The 251-nt window shown below is 62.9% G+C and carries 1 protein-coding gene; it reads left to right on the plus strand.

What is annotated here, in order from left to right:
• A partial coding sequence (locus tag SB765_RS32060) for an ABC transporter permease subunit (protein WP_410932817.1) occupies positions 1-251 on the plus strand: 251 nt, incomplete at both ends.

Here is a 251-nt window from a genome sequence, read left to right on the forward strand (position 1 = left end):
GGCTCAGTTGTTCCTGCTTTATTACGGCCTCGGTTCGCTCAAGGGGTTTTGGCAGGACGTCGGCCTGTGGTGGTTCTTCCGCGAGGCCTGGTTCTGCACCTTGCTGGCGTTCACCCTGAACACCGCCGCCTACCAGGCCGAGATCTTCCGCGGCAGCCTGATGGCCGTCGCGCCTGGGCAGTACGAAGCTGCGCGGGCGCTGAACCTGAAACGCTCGACCACCTTCTTCAAGGTGATCCTGCCGCAGTCGT

This window comes from Pseudomonas sp. SIMBA_067, from assembly GCF_046534675.1.
In the GTDB taxonomy this organism is placed as follows: domain Bacteria; phylum Pseudomonadota; class Gammaproteobacteria; order Pseudomonadales; family Pseudomonadaceae; genus Aquipseudomonas; species Aquipseudomonas putida.